The sequence below is a fragment of the Devosia sp. genome (genome assembly GCF_017307565.1).
Taxonomy (GTDB): domain Bacteria; phylum Pseudomonadota; class Alphaproteobacteria; order Rhizobiales; family Devosiaceae; genus Devosia.
Window position 1 is genome coordinate 1 of sequence record NZ_JAFKHD010000434.1, and the last position, 12049, is coordinate 12049.

Sequence of the window (12049 nt, forward strand, 5' to 3'; positions counted from 1 at the left end):
GATCGTGCGAAAAGTCGGCCATATCCGCGCCTATTCGGTCATGGCCGCCATCGGCACCATCACGATCCTGCTCAATCTGCTCTGGATCAACGATGTCGGCTGGATCGTGCTCCGTGCCCTTTCCGGCTTCTGCTTTGCTGGCGCCGCCATGATCGTTGAAAGCTGGCTCAACGAAGTCGCAGACAACAAGAGCCGCGGCACGATCTTTTCGATCTATGTGACCATCAACCTTGCCGCTTCGACCGTCGGCCAGATGGCGATGTCGATGACCGGCACCGCGGGCTACCTGCCCTTCGTCATCGGCGCCATCAGCTTCATCTGCGCCCTGCTCCCGACCGCCCTCACCTCGAGCCCGCAACCGCGCCCCCTGGCGTCGGCCAAGCTCGATATTCCGCTCCTCATCAAGACATCGCCCGTCGCCGCCGTCGCTGCCTTCTGCTGCGGCATGGCCAATGGCGCCTTCGGCACGCTCGCGCCGGTCTATGGCTACGAGCAAGGGCTCGACGCCTCCGGCATTGCTCTCCTCTTCGCCATCGCCGCCATTGCCGGCGCGGTCGCGCAAATTCCCTTTGGCCGCCTTTCCGACCGCATCGATCGCCGCCAGGTGATGATCGGCCTTGCTGCGGGTTCAGCGGTTGTCGGCCTCCTTATCGTCCTCATCAATCCCAGCGCCGGCTGGCTGATGTATGTGCTGTTCGGCCTCTATGGCCTTGCCGCCAACCCGCTTTATCCAATCGCTGTGGCCCATGCGAACGACTTCGCGCGGGATGGCGATTTCGCCAAGATCGCCGGCGGCATGCTGCTGATCCTCGGCTGCGGCCTCGCCATCGGCCCGGCCATCGCCTCGGTGCTGATGAGCAATATCGCCCCCATGGCGCTCTTCATCATCACCGCGATTTTCCACGCTGCCGTTGCCGGTTTCGCTTTCATGCGCATGCGTGTCCGCAAGAGCCGCGACGCCGCCGAGCGCGCGCCATTCCAGCCCATGGACCGGCAGGTGACACCGGAATCCATTGTGCTCGACCCGCGGGCTGATAGTGATGCCGAGGACGAGGAGGTCGTGCGGCACGAACCCGCCGTCCCCGAAGAGCTGATCGAAACGGTGGAGCCCAAGCGTGTTTAAGACGGATCGATTCGAAGACCGGACGTTCAAGCCCCTCTCCATTGCAGTCATCGCCGTTTCCGACACGCGGACGCTGGAAACCGATACCGGCGGCGCGCTGCTGAAGTCGCTGCTCGAAGCCGATGGCCACACCTGCGTCGATCGCCAGGTCGTGCGCGACGATATCCAGCTCATCCGCGCTGCGGTACAAGCCTACGTCGCCAATCCCAAGGTTGACGTTATCCTGACCACCGGCGGCACCGGCTTTTCCGGCCGCGACGTGACGCCCGAGGCGGTGGAACCCCTTTTCGACAAACGCATGGAAGGCTTTTCCGTGCTCTTCCACCAATATTCCGCCACCACGGTCGGTACGAGTTCGATCCAGTCGCGCGCCACGGCGGGCCTCATCGGCACCACCTTCGTCTTCTGCCTCCCCGGCTCGCGCGGCGCCTGCCGCGATGCCTGGGAAGGCATTCTGACGCAGCAACTCGACTACCGACACAAGCCATGCAATTTCGTCGAGCTGATGCCGCGCCTCGACGAGCGCTGACTTTGTCGTTTTCCCGAACAACACGTTCGGCATCGTTCGCTTTACGGAACCGATCATAAGGCGCATTTGAATGGGCAGAGAGCGCGGGTAGTCCGCGCCAAGGATTTTTGCCCCATGCTTGCGCTGAACAAGGCCGCTACGGCCCCCATGCAGATCGGCCTGGTGACGCTCAATGTGCGCCAGCTCGACACGGTCTCCGACTATTATCGCCACCTGCTCGGTCTCGACGTCATCGATCGCGACGGTTCTACGCTGCGCCTCGGCGTCGGCCGGACGCCGCTGCTCGAACTGCGCGGCAGCACCGACTTTACCCAGCGTAATCCGCGCGCTGCCGGTCTCTTCCACACCGCCTTCCTGATGCCCAGCCGCACCGATCTTGCGGCCTGGCTGCGCTATGTCGCCAAGGAGCGTATCCCTGTCGGCGGCGCATCCGACCACCTCGTCAGCGAGGCCTTCTATCTCAACGACCCCGAAGGCAATGGCATCGAGGTCTACGGCGATCGTCCACGCTCCGATTGGCCGAACGACAATGGCCTCATCCAGATGGCTTCGGACCCGCTCGACATCGACGGCCTCCTCAATTTCGACGCGACCACCGCTTGGTCGGGCGCCCCCTCCGGCGTGATCGTCGGCCACATGCACCTGCAGGTTGGCGATCTCCCGACCACCGAGCCCTTCTATGCTGGCGTCCTCGGCACCGACATCACCTGTCACTATCCAGGCGCCACTTTCTATGGTGCCGGCGGCTATCACCATCAGCTCGCGACCAATGTCTGGTCGAGCCGCGGCGCTGGCCCGATCGACCCGAAAACCACCGGCCTTGTCGGCTTCGAACTCATCCTCGACACCAATGCGCAGCGCGACGCCATCACCGCGCGCGCTGCCGCCAAAACCAACACGCTCACCGATCCGTGGGGCCTCGCCCTCACGCTCAGCACCAAGGAGGCCTAAGCAAATGCTCGTCAACGGAAAGTGGACCGCCAATTGGCAACCGGTGCAGGGCGTCGACGCCAAGGGCGGCTTCGTGCGCCAGACCTCGTCCTTCCGCAACTGGGTCACCCCAGACGGTAGTGCCGGTCCGACCGGCGAAGCAGGCTTCAAGGCCGAAGCCGGCCGCTATCACCTTTATGTCGCGCTGATCTGCCCCTGGGCCTCCCGCACCATCATCGGCCGTAGTCTGAAGGGTCTCAACGACGTCATCTCCATGTCCGTCGTCGAACCCGAACTGACCGACGAAGGCTGGCGTTTTTTGACGCCCGACCCGATCAATGGCGCAACCTATATGCACGAGATCTATACTAAGGCCGATCCGACCATCAGCGGTCGCGCCACCGTGCCGGTGCTATGGGACAAAAAACAAAACACCATCGTCAACAATGAGAGCGCCGATATCCTGCGCATGCTCAATTCCGGCTTTGGCGACCTCGCTTCATCCGAGTACGACCTCTACCCGGAAGCCCTCCGCGCGGAAATCGACGCGCTCAACGACTACATCTATCCACGCCTCAACAACGGCGTCTATCGCGCCGGCTTTGCCACCACCCAGATTGCTTATGACGAAGCCAATGCCGATGTCTTTGCCGCTCTCGACGACCTCGAGGCCCGCCTCGAAGGCAAGAGCTTTCTCTTGGGCGACACGCTGACCGAAACCGATATCCGCGCTTTCGTCACTCTGGTTCGGTTCGACGCTGCCTATCACGGTCTCTTCAAGACCAATTTGAAGCGCATCGCCGACTACCCGAACCTGCAGGCCTATATGCTGCGCGTGCTTGCCATTCCGGGCATTCGCGAAACGGTCGATATCGACCACATCAAGCGCGGCTACTATTCGATCAAGACCCTGAACCCCGGCGGCATCGTCCCCCGTGGCCCTCATATCCCGGGCCTTTATGAGGTGGCAGCATGAGCGACAGCCTCGTCATTCTCCTTCACGGCGTCGGCAGTTCCGGCGCCAATATCGGGGGCCTCGCACCAGCCCTTGCCCCGGCGCTGCCAAACACCAGGTTCGTCAGCCCCGATGGTCCGGGCCGCTTCAATGCCGGACACCAGTGGTTCTGCATCGATGGTGTCACCACCGAAAACCGCCCCGCCCGCGTCGCCGCGGCGCGCCCGGCTTTCGACGCCATCCTTGCCGATATCATCGGCCGCGAAGGCTTTGCCACGCGCCTCGATCGGGTTGCCCTGGTCGGGTTTTCGCAGGGCTCAATCATGGCTCTCGACGTCATCGCCTCCGGCCGCTGGCCGATCGCCGGCGTCGTCGCCTTTTCCGGCCGCCTTGCCTCGCCCGAGCCACTGGAGCCGCTGAAGGGCTCAAAACTGCTGCTGGTTCACGGCACCGAAGACCGCATGATGCCCGTCGCGGAAGTGGCCGATGCCGAGACCAGACTCTCGTCCCGCGGCGTGGCTGTCAGCAGTTTCGTTCAGCCGGGTCTCGGCCATTCCGTATCCGCCGAAGGCGTCGCGGAAGCCGCGAAATTTTTGGGCGCGCTGTTCGCCTGACGCCCCACTGCAACCCAAACAAAAAGGCCGGGCATTGCCCGGCCTTTTCTCATTTCATCAGTGACCCATTGCCGGGCCGCCGTGACCGCCTTCCGGGCGCTTCACGAAGAAGGCCGCAACGATCATCAGCAGCGACACCACGGCGCCGCAGAGGAAGCCGCCGCGAATACCAGCCGCCAGCGCATCGACCTCACTAAGGCCTGCTGCGGCACCCGCCACCGTCTGCAGGCTCATCACCGCCACAAAGAGCGCGATACCAGCCGCACCGGCCACCTGCTGCACAGATCCGAGAATGGCGCTGGCATGCGAGTAGAACTTTGGCGGCACCGAGCTCATCGACGCGGTAAAGAGCGGGGTGAAGGTGAAGGCCAGACCGATGCTGAGCACGATGTGACCGGCCACCACGGCCCAGACCGGAGTATGCTGGCTGACCAGCGTCAGCGCCCACATCACCGCCGAAACCGCCGTCACGCCCGGCACGAGCAGGGGTTTCGGACCAACGCGGTCATAAAGACGACCCACGATCGGACCAAGCACACCCATGAGCAGGCCACCGGGCAGCAGCAGCATGCCGGTCTGCAACGTGTCGAGCCCCAAAACCTTCTGCGTATAGATCGGCAAGAGGATCGAGCTACCCAGCAGCGCCACCATGGCAACCGCCATGGTGATCAGGGCAAAGGTATAGTTCTTGTGCTGCAGGGTCCGCAGGTCGAGCAGCGCCTTATCTTCGTTCTGGAGACCAAACTGGCGCCAGACGAAAGCCCCCATGGAAACGAGACCCACGGCAATCGGCGCCCATGCCGGAATGGCCGAGCCATGTTCCGCACCTTCACCCAGGCTCGAGAGGCCATAGACCAGACCGCCGAAGGCAAAGGCCGAGAGAATGACCGAGAGCACATCGAGCGGCGCATAGCGCGGCGTCGACACATTGCGGATACGGCTTGCACCGATGACCAGCGCCAGAATGGCGATGGGCAGGGTGAAATAGAACATGAAGCGCCAGTCGAAATGGGCAAGGATAAAACCGCCGATCGTCGGGCCGATGGCCGGAGCCACGGACATGACGATGGAAATATTGCCCATGATCTTGCCGCGCCCTTCGGGCGGCACCAGCGTCATGACCGTGGTCATGAGCAGCGGCATCATGATGGCCGTACCCACGGCTTGCACCACGCGACCGGCGATCAGCAGTTCAATGCCCGGCGAGACGGCGCAGATCAGCGTGCCGGCGGCAAAGACCGACATGGCGACCATGAAGATCGGCCTTGTATTGAGGCGCTGCAGCAGGAAACCGGTGATCGGGATCACCACGGCCATGGTCAAGAGGAACGCCGTGGTCAGCCACTGCGCGAGACTTGCCGTCACGCCCAGATCGGTCATCAGGTGCGGGATGGCCACGCTCATGATGGTTTCGTTGAGGAACACCACGAAGGTCGAGACGAGCAGGAGCCCGATGACCAGTCGGTTACGCGCGGCATTGTCCGGATGATGGGGAGCGCTCTGTTCAAGCGTCTCGAATGTTGCTGTATCTGTCGTCATGTCCATTACCCTCACTGAAGCGCGTGACACCCCTGCGACGCATGGCATCGCTGGAGTTCGACAGCGCTTTCCAATTTTCCTGCGACAGGGCCTGTCAGCAGCCATCAGTTTAGACCGCGCTTAACTAACCTCCGGTGAGGCAGGCGGTCAATGCTAAATTCTAGACTTAACTAATGTGCCCCGATTTTCGGGGGATGCTTCTCTAGTCCCACCATTTTAAGCCGTCCAGCCCCATTCGGCGCAGGGCTGCCCTGCGAGCGAATTTGTGAGAACAAAATTCGAACATTGTTCTTGTTACGTTCTTGCTGGATTGTTAAATTTATGGGGCGTCACCGGGGTCGATTCCACGGCGCCGCGGCATCAGGGAGATAAGTCATGGCCCTCTATCAGGCCCCCAGCTTCGAAGCGCTTGAACGTCTCAGCCAGAGCCGCGACGCCGACCTGGCGCGGCGCGAGCTGATCGATTCCGATCGCATCCGCGGCCGCGGCGCCCAGTCGAACCATACCGGCCGTTTCGAGGCCCATTCGCGCGAAAATTTCGATGACGGCTGGGGCGTCGTTGAAGCCCTGCCGATGACTGAAACGGTCGAGCACGCCGAGCGCGCCAAGACCATCATAACCACCAATGACAGCCCCGATATCGGCTTTGATCGCTCGATCAATGCCTATCGCGGCTGCGAGCACGGCTGTTCCTATTGCTTTGCCCGCCCCACCCACGCCTATCTCGGCCATTCGGCCGGCGTCGATTTCGAGCGCGAAATCTACATCAAGACCAATGCCGTCGAGGCCCTGCGCAACGAACTCGGCGCCAAGTCCTATCGCCCCAAGGCCATCGCCATGGGCACCAATACCGATCCCTACCAGCCGGCCGAGCGCAAGCACCAGCTGACCCGCGGCATTCTGGAAGTCATGCTCGAAACCCGCCACCCGGTGATGATCACCACCAAGTCGGCGCTCATCCTGCGCGATCTCGACCTGCTCTCAGAGCTGGCAAGTCTCGGCCTCGCCAAGGTCGCCATTTCGGTGACCTCGATGGATCACAAACTGAGCCGCAAGATGGAGCCGCGCGCTTCTTCGCCCGCCCGGCGCTTGGAAGCCATCCGCGCCCTCAGCGAAGCCGGCGTGCCTACCGCCATCTTTGCTTCGCCGATGATCCCGGCCATCAACGACATGGAACTCGAGCGCATCCTCGACGCAGGCAAGGCGCAGGGCGCGCTTGCGGCCTCGATGATCCTCCTCCGCCTCCCCGGCGAAGTTCGCGACGTTTTCCGCGAGTGGCTGCTACGCCATTTTCCGGACCGGGTGCGTCACGTGCTTTCCCTCGTCCGCGACACGCGCGGCGGCAAAGACTACGACTCGCGCTGGGGCGTACGCATGACCGGCGAAGGCCCCTATGCCACCCTCCTCCGCCAGCGTTTTGAAAAAGCCCGCGACCGCTACGGCCTCGACGCCAAGCTGCCGGGCCTTCGCACCGACCTCTTCGTACCGCCGACGCTCGAGAGCAAGCAGATGAGTTTGTTTTAGGCTCTTCCCATTTGCTCTGACGCCCATTCACTCTCGATTGTCACCCCGGCGAAGGCCGGGATGACAGCCAGTGGCTGAGAAGCGGTTGGGACCAAGCCCCTCCCATCCATCGTCACCACCGGGCTTGTCCCGGCGGTCTACGTCCCGCGAGCCTGGATTGCCGGCAGAGGCCAGACAATGACGCCAACTAGGCGCTCAGCGCCTCGCTGGCCCCCACGCGCTCGGCAATAAACCGCAGCATCGCCGCATCCCTATAATCCCTTGCTGCCAGCGTCGCCCCGGCCTCCAGCAATTGCGCCAGTTCCAGCCCCGTCGCCATGCCGATCGTCGCAATCCCGGCCGATGTCGCCGACTTCAACCCGGTCCGCGAATCCTCGAACGCCACGCAATTCCCGGCATCTGCCCCAAGAATTTTCAGCCCCTCGAGATAGGGCAGCGGATGGGGCTTGCCGAACTCCAGCTCATCCCCGATCACCAGCCCCTTGAACCGGTGCCGCGCCCCGATGCCGTCGAGCAATTGCTCGGCATTGTCCCGCGGCGCATTGGTCACGGCCACCGCCGGCAGGCCAATCGCATCGGCCCAATCAAGCAATGCGAAAAGCCCATGCACCGGCTCGACGCCCTCAGCGGCGAGCGAGCGGAACAGGGCTTCCTTTTCCATCATGATTTCCCACTGCCGGTCCGGCGTTTCGTGCGGCAGGAACTGCGCGCCGATCGCCTCATTGGCGAGGCCCTGCAGCTCGCGCCCGAACCTTTCGCGGTCAAAATGGTGCCCATAGGGCGCAAAAGCGCGGTTGAACGCCTCGAGATGCAGCGGGTCGCTTTCCACCAGCGTTCCATCGATATCAAAGAGCAGGCCGGCGCCGGGCTTGAGAGTCATGAATATTCCTTCGATAAACCGGGGCAAACCACACCAAGAGCGCTCCGCCGTCAACGAGGCAAATCGTGCCGGAAATTGCAGACCATATGAGCCTCGAGCGGCTGCGGGCCGCCGCCATCGCCGCACATCCCGAATTTGAGCACAGCCACTTCTCCCTCCTCGCCGATGGTTGGGATAGCGTCGCCCTCGACGTCGATGACCGCTTCATTCTGAAATTTCCGCGTCATGACCTCGGCGAATCCGGCCTCCGCAATGAAGGCAAGCTGCTCTCGCTCGTCACCCGCTTCTGCGACCTGCCGGTCCCCCAGCCGGCAAGCTTCGAGCGCCCGCGCTTTCACACCATGCATCGCAAGCTTGCCGGCACGGCGCTCGACCCGGCCGCCTATGCCAAACTCGACGAGGCTGAACGCCACGAGATCGGCGGCCAGCTCGGCCGCTTCTACGCGCAGCTCCACGCCATCGAGCCCGCGCTCTGGCGCGAGGCGGGCGCCGGCCCCGTGCAAACCTGGCTCGACGCATCCGCCATTCGCCGGCTGATCACCTCGATTCTGCCGTCAGACCTGCGCACCTGGGCCGAACCCGCGCTCGAAAGATGGGCGCAGTTGCCACCCGATCCGCTCGGCAGTGTTCACGGCTACTTCGACGGCCACGGCTGGAACATGGCCTATGACGCCACCAACCATCAACTCACCGGCGTCTTCGATTTCGGCGATGCCGGCTTTGGCCCTCTGCATCAGGAATTCATCTATTCCAACCTGATCTCACCCGACCTGACCTGCCGCATCATGGACAGTTACGAGCGCCATGGCGGCCGAAAACTCGATCGTGATCGCATCACGCTCCTCACCGATATCCATCGTCTCTGGGAACTGGCCGAAGAGCACCAGCATCCGGAAAACATCGAGACCATGATCGAAGCCGCACGAGCCTGGCTCGCCGTTCGCCCCTAATATTGCGCGACCTTGCGCGCATAGGTGGCCATGAAGTCGAGCGAACTCATCACCCCCTGCAGCGAGAGCCAGACATCGGCCGGCTTCTCCTGGCCCGTCATCGGCACGACGAGTTTCAGCGACGCGCGCTCCTGCATGCGCTCGATCAATCGCGCCTCGATCTCGGCATCGGCGATGAAATACTGGTTCGCCACATTGAAGCGCGTTTCGAGCTCCTCGCCCATGTCGAGAATGACGGGTGGATCGCCGGCAAACAGCAGCCGCATCGGCCGGGTCTCGTCATATTCCCCCTGATCGACGGCCACGGTAATGGCGATGTCGAGATCGCCGTCGAGCCGGTTGCGGATCAGGGTCAGCTTGTAGGCGGGCAATCTGGCGCTGTTCTGCGCCGCGCTACCGGTGCTGGCAAAGCAGGAATAGCCATAATAATGGCTCGCGTCCTCGTCTATGCTATCGGGGCAGGCCGCCAGCCAGTCGCGAAAATACTCGCGCCATTCGCCTTGCGGATGCTGAAAGGGGGCCGCCGCTGCATGCGTGGTAAACAGCAGCAGCAGGGCAACAAGGTGGGCGACATGGCGCATCAAAACACTCTCGTCTTTGCCCCCCGGCCAGACTCTTATATCAGTGGCCAAAGAAAAATGACCAGAGGACGGCAATCGTGGCCATCGAGAAAATAAACGGTCTCAATGTGATGCCCCTCGAATCGGCCGGCCCGTCGCTGAGCTCGGAACAGGATGCTCTGGATGTGCTCGGCCTCACCTATGGTCTCCATGTCGACGCTGTCGCCATTCCCGTGTCGCGCTTTGCGCCGGATTTTTTCACGCTGAGCAACAAGCTTGCCGGTCATTTCATCCAGAAGCTGCAGAACTATTCGATGCGCCTCGTCATCCTCGGCGATATCTCCGCTCATCTCGCGCGCAGCACGGCGCTGTCCGATTTCGTCCGCGAAACCAACCGCACCGGGCACCATTTCTTTGCCGCCGACCAGGCCGCCATGGAGGCCGACTTCGGCCGGGCCCGCTGATGGCCAGGAAGAGCAAACCTCTCGCCGACAAGAACTCCGACCTCTTCGCGCCTGAAGCCGGCTTTCCCGATTTCAGCCACGAGCAGATGGCCTATGACCGCGGCGCGCGCTGCGTCGTCGGTGTCGATGAAGCCGGTCGTGGTCCGCTCGCCGGCCCTGTCGTCGTCTCCGCCGTCCGCCTCAATCCCAATCGCATTCCCGATGGCCTCAACGATTCCAAGAAGCTGACGGCCGAACGCCGCGCCGCGCTTTTCGAGGAGATCCTCGCCGTCGCCGATGTCGCCATCGTCAGCGCCCCGCCCTCCGACATTCTCGATCTCAATATTCGCGGCGCCACCCTGGCCGCCATGGCCCGCGCCGTGCGCGCCCTGCCCTGCGCTGCCGATCGCGTGCTCATCGATGGGCGCGATGTGCCGCCGGGCCTGCCCTGCCCCGGCATTGCGCTGATCGGTGGCGATGGCCGCAGCGTTTCCATCGCCGCCGCTTCGATCGTTGCCAAAGTCATGCGCGACCGCATGTGCGAGATCATGGATTGCGATGCGCCCCATTTCGGCTTTGCCGGCCATAAGGGCTATGGCACCGCGGCCCATTTGCAGGCCCTGAACCTGCATGGCCCCAGCCGCCACCACCGCTCGGCCTTCGCCCCGGTCGCTGCCCTTCTGGTTCAAAAAACGACGGTCGCAATCGAGGTTTAACCCCTCGCTAACCCCTTACAAACGCTCCATTAACCCTGACGAAGTACAAAGGCATGGTTAGTACTGCGTTAGGGATAGTTGCATGTTGCGTACCGCGCGTACGGCCCAGTCGGCCGATGCGGAGGAGGCTACCCGCCTTCCGATCGACACCATTCTCGTGGGCGATTGCATCGACCACATGAATGCCTTGCCGGCCGGCTCCGTCGATCTCATCTTCGCCGATCCGCCTTACAACCTGCAGCTGGAACAGGGCCTTACCCGCCCCGACCAGTCCAAGGTCGATGCCGTCGACGACGATTGGGACAAGTTTGACTCGTTTGCCCATTACGACGCCTTTACCCGTGGCTGGCTCAAGGCTGCGCGGCGCCTGCTGAAGCCCGATGGGGCCCTGTGGGTCATCGGCTCCTATCACAATATTTTCCGCGTCGGCACGGCGCTCCAGGATCTCGATTTCTGGATGCTCAACGACGTCATCTGGCGCAAGGCCAACCCGATGCCGAATTTCCGCGGCACAAGGTTCACCAATGCGCATGAAACCCTCATCTGGGCCGCCAAAAGCCAGAAGAGCCGCGTGACCTTCAACTACGAAGCCATGAAGCTCGCCAATGACGACACGCAGATGCGGTCCGATTGGCTCTTCCCCATCTGCACCGGCTCCGAGCGCCTCAAGGATGAGGACGATGGCAAGGTGCACCCGACCCAGAGGCCCGAGGCCCTGCTGTTCCGCATTCTCAATGCGACGACCAAGCCGGGCGATATCGTGCTCGATCCCTTCTTCGGCACCGGCACTACCGGCGCCGTCGCTCGGAAGCTCGGCCGCCATTTCATCGGCATCGAGCGCGAGGAAGCCTATATCGCGGCGGCCCGCAATCGCATCGCCTCGATACGCCCGGCGGTCTTCGATGCGCTGCAGTCGGTCACGCCCAAGCGCAAGGAACCACGCATTCCCTTCGGCTCGCTCGTCGAACAGGGTTTGATTCAGCCGGGCGCGCAACTTTTCGACTTAACGAAACGTTACTCCGCCATGGTTCGTGCAGACGGCTCGCTCGTCTCGGGTCCGCACCAGGGGTCGATCCACAAGGTCGGCGCCTTGGTACAGGGATCTGAGGCATGCAACGGGTGGACCTTCTGGCACCACGACTACCTTGGCGTTGCCGAGCCCATCGATGTCCTCCGGGCCAGTGTTCGCCAAAAACTTGATTTGCTTTCTGCCTGATCCTGACCTCCAATCATTATTCAGGCTCTATAACTGGCCGCCGGTTTGCCCCGGCGGCCTTTTTGTTTTC

General features: G+C 62.7%; 13 protein-coding genes. 10 read left to right on the forward strand and 3 right to left on the reverse strand.

Annotated elements, in window-relative coordinates; translation table 11 throughout:
- The 5 genes from J0I64_RS18815 to J0I64_RS18835 form a co-directional block, all read left to right on the forward strand.
- A partial coding sequence (locus J0I64_RS18815; protein WP_291411106.1) for an MFS transporter occupies positions 1–1123 on the forward strand: 1123 nt, incomplete at its 5' end.
- Positions 1116–1652, forward strand: a complete 537-nt coding sequence (gene moaB, locus J0I64_RS18820) for a molybdenum cofactor biosynthesis protein B (protein ID WP_291411108.1) — start codon at positions 1116–1118, stop codon at positions 1650–1652. The genes J0I64_RS18815 and moaB, both read left to right, overlap by 8 nt.
- A gap of 114 nt (positions 1653–1766) precedes the next feature.
- Positions 1767–2603, forward strand: a complete 837-nt coding sequence (locus J0I64_RS18825) for a VOC family protein (protein WP_291411111.1) — start codon at positions 1767–1769, stop codon at positions 2601–2603.
- A gap of 4 nt (positions 2604–2607) precedes the next feature.
- Positions 2608–3558, forward strand: a complete 951-nt coding sequence (locus tag J0I64_RS18830) for a glutathione S-transferase family protein (protein WP_291411113.1) — start codon at positions 2608–2610, stop codon at positions 3556–3558.
- Positions 3555–4151: a dienelactone hydrolase family protein gene (locus tag J0I64_RS18835; protein ID WP_291411115.1), complete on the forward strand. Its 597-nt coding sequence runs from the start codon at positions 3555–3557 to the stop codon at positions 4149–4151. The genes J0I64_RS18830 and J0I64_RS18835 overlap by 4 nt, the downstream gene beginning before the upstream one ends.
- Positions 4152–4208: 57 nt before the next feature.
- Here the strand turns inward: J0I64_RS18835 and J0I64_RS18840 are convergent, their stop codons facing one another.
- Complete coding sequence (locus J0I64_RS18840; RefSeq protein WP_291411117.1) at positions 4209–5690, reverse strand: MDR family MFS transporter; 1482 nt, start codon at positions 5688–5690, stop codon at positions 4209–4211.
- A 375-nt stretch (positions 5691–6065) separates the two neighbouring features.
- Between J0I64_RS18840 and J0I64_RS18845 the strand changes: the two genes are divergently transcribed.
- A complete protein-coding gene (locus tag J0I64_RS18845; RefSeq protein WP_291411119.1) occupies positions 6066–7214 on the forward strand; it encodes a PA0069 family radical SAM protein in 1149 nt (382 codons plus the stop codon).
- A 187-nt stretch (positions 7215–7401) separates the two neighbouring features.
- Here the strand turns inward: J0I64_RS18845 and J0I64_RS18850 are convergent, their stop codons facing one another.
- Positions 7402–8094, reverse strand: a complete 693-nt coding sequence (locus J0I64_RS18850; protein WP_291411122.1) for an HAD-IA family hydrolase — start codon at positions 8092–8094, stop codon at positions 7402–7404.
- Positions 8095–8159: 65 nt separating this feature from the next.
- On the opposite strand from J0I64_RS18850, the gene J0I64_RS18855 reads away from it, so the two are divergent.
- Entirely contained in the window at positions 8160–9044 is an 885-nt protein-coding gene (locus J0I64_RS18855; RefSeq protein ID WP_291411124.1) for an aminoglycoside phosphotransferase family protein, read from the forward strand.
- Here the strand turns inward: J0I64_RS18855 and J0I64_RS18860 are convergent.
- The gene (locus tag J0I64_RS18860) at positions 9041–9625 is read right to left on the reverse strand and encodes a hypothetical protein (RefSeq protein ID WP_291411126.1); all 585 of its coding nucleotides are present in this window, start codon (positions 9623–9625) and stop codon (positions 9041–9043) included. The two genes, J0I64_RS18855 and J0I64_RS18860, sit on opposite strands and share 4 nt — an antisense overlap.
- Before the next feature lie 77 nt (positions 9626–9702).
- Here J0I64_RS18860 and J0I64_RS18865 point away from each other — a divergent pair, with 77 nt between their 5' ends.
- The 3 genes from J0I64_RS18865 (at position 9703) to J0I64_RS18875 (ending at position 11979) form a co-directional block, all read left to right on the forward strand.
- Entirely contained in the window at positions 9703–10068 is a 366-nt protein-coding gene (locus J0I64_RS18865) for a DUF4180 domain-containing protein (RefSeq protein WP_291411128.1), read from the forward strand.
- Positions 10068–10763, forward strand: coding sequence for a ribonuclease HII (locus J0I64_RS18870; protein ID WP_291411129.1), 696 nt, complete (start codon positions 10068–10070; stop codon positions 10761–10763). The genes J0I64_RS18865 and J0I64_RS18870 overlap by 1 nt, the downstream gene beginning before the upstream one ends.
- Positions 10764–10845: 82 nt before the next feature.
- Complete coding sequence (locus J0I64_RS18875) at positions 10846–11979, forward strand: site-specific DNA-methyltransferase (protein WP_291411131.1); 1134 nt, start codon at positions 10846–10848, stop codon at positions 11977–11979.
- Positions 11980–12049: the final 70 nt, after the last annotated feature.

Coding starts and splice junctions, on each gene's coding strand:
- J0I64_RS18825 (WP_291411111.1), top strand. CDS start 1,767: ATGCTTGCGCTGAACAAGGCCGCTACGGCCCCCATGCAGATCGGCCTG.
- J0I64_RS18830 (WP_291411113.1), top strand. CDS start 2,608: ATGCTCGTCAACGGAAAGTGGACCGCCAATTGGCAACCGGTGCAGGGC.
- J0I64_RS18835 (WP_291411115.1), top strand. CDS start 3,555: ATGAGCGACAGCCTCGTCATTCTCCTTCACGGCGTCGGCAGTTCCGGC.
- J0I64_RS18840 (WP_291411117.1), bottom strand. CDS start 5,690: ATGACGACAGATACAGCAACATTCGAGACGCTTGAACAGAGCGCTCCC.
- J0I64_RS18845 (WP_291411119.1), top strand. CDS start 6,066: ATGGCCCTCTATCAGGCCCCCAGCTTCGAAGCGCTTGAACGTCTCAGC.
- J0I64_RS18850 (WP_291411122.1), bottom strand. CDS start 8,094: ATGACTCTCAAGCCCGGCGCCGGCCTGCTCTTTGATATCGATGGAACG.
- J0I64_RS18860 (WP_291411126.1), bottom strand. CDS start 9,625: ATGCGCCATGTCGCCCACCTTGTTGCCCTGCTGCTGCTGTTTACCACG.
- J0I64_RS18870 (WP_291411129.1), top strand. CDS start 10,068: ATGGCCAGGAAGAGCAAACCTCTCGCCGACAAGAACTCCGACCTCTTC.
- J0I64_RS18875 (WP_291411131.1), top strand. CDS start 10,846: ATGTTGCGTACCGCGCGTACGGCCCAGTCGGCCGATGCGGAGGAGGCT.